Genomic DNA, 395 nt, shown 5'->3' on the forward strand with positions numbered 1-395 from the left:
CCAAACACCTGTACTTTTTGCGGGATACTGTTACCGTATTTGTGTATGATTATAGCCTCAGCTGCTATAGGTGCCTCTAGAGTAATGTCTACGAAGGTAAGGTATTTTTCGCCAGTGAAAGTGCCTATCAGCGTCTTTACTTCCCCGTTCAGAGCATAGACATAAGCAGGTGTGCTGGTGCACTGGCCCTGGTGGTCGTAGAGAGAAACTTTGCTGATCAGGGCCTTCTTCTCCAGTTTCAACGTTACGTCGATGTACTGCGCTTTATAGGCATCGTTGACATACTTCACTAAATCGTTCTTGTCATCGTTGAGCCACGGCGAGAAATCCATCTCTGTATTTACGCTTGGTGTGATGGAAGCCAGCTTGATTCTCTCTTCCGGTTGCTGTGCAAC

The 395-nt window shown here is 46.8% G+C and carries 1 protein-coding gene; it reads right to left on the minus strand.

Annotated elements, in window-relative coordinates; all coding sequences use genetic code 11:
* On the minus strand, nucleotides 1–395 hold a 395-nt coding region (locus tag LN995_RS21795; RefSeq protein ID WP_229963198.1), incomplete at both ends, for a hypothetical protein.

This window comes from Pontibacter silvestris (genome assembly GCF_020907275.1).
GTDB classification, from domain to species: domain Bacteria; phylum Bacteroidota; class Bacteroidia; order Cytophagales; family Hymenobacteraceae; genus Pontibacter; species Pontibacter silvestris.